The 318-nt window shown below is 61.6% G+C and carries 1 protein-coding gene; it reads left to right on the forward strand.

All coding sequences use genetic code 11. The annotated features are described in order from the left end of the window. Positions 1-318: oleate hydratase (locus CVH10_RS19110; RefSeq protein WP_181244514.1), on the forward strand; the 318-nt coding region annotated here is incomplete at both ends.

The following is a 318-nucleotide window of genomic DNA, read 5'->3' on the forward strand; positions in this document are numbered from 1 at the left end:
AGATCGGCGGCCTGCCGGTTTTCTCGGCGCTGAAGTTCAGCAAATACAACCAGTACGAATCGCTGGTGCTGCCGCTGGTGAAGTGGCTGACCGATCACGGCGTCACGTTCCGCTACGGCGTTGAGGTCACCGATGTCGATTTCGACATCCAGCCCGGCCGCAAGCAAGCGACCCGCATTCACTGGAAAGAGCGCGGCGTCGAAGGCGGCGTCGATCTCGGGCCAGACGATCTCGTCTTCATCACGATCGGCTCGCTGACCGAGAATTCCGACAATGGCGACCACAGGACGCCGGCGAAGCTCAATGAAGGACCGGCGC

It is taken from the genome of Halomonas sp. ND22Bw, assembly GCF_003011945.1.
Taxonomy (GTDB): domain Bacteria; phylum Pseudomonadota; class Gammaproteobacteria; order Pseudomonadales; family Halomonadaceae; genus Halomonas; species Halomonas halophila.